1 protein-coding gene is annotated in these 246 nt (G+C 60.2%); it reads left to right on the forward strand.

The window, feature by feature from the left end; genetic code table 11:
• A partial coding sequence (locus SB679_RS25730) for a hypothetical protein (protein WP_410705205.1) occupies nt 1-246 on the forward strand: 246 nt, incomplete at both ends.

The following is a 246-nucleotide window of genomic DNA, read 5'->3' on the forward strand; positions in this document are numbered from 1 at the left end:
GCAGCATCATCTCTACGCTAGGCCCGCAGGAGAATCATTACTGGACGGTTGCACGGTTCCAGATCGCGGCACTCAACAGCGAACAGCAGGTGCTCCTTTACGAGCGGGGCACCGCACCGGACTTCGATGCGGTCACAGCGAAATTCAATGTACTGCGCTCCCGCTATGCGCTAATGGCGCATCGCTCCGAAGCCGCAGATATGCTCGCCGGGCTGCCTTCGTTCCGACCGACCATGGAACGACTCG

The sequence above is a fragment of the Chryseobacterium sp. SIMBA_029 genome (genome assembly GCF_046535275.1).
GTDB lineage: Bacteria > Bacteroidota > Bacteroidia > Flavobacteriales > Weeksellaceae > Chryseobacterium.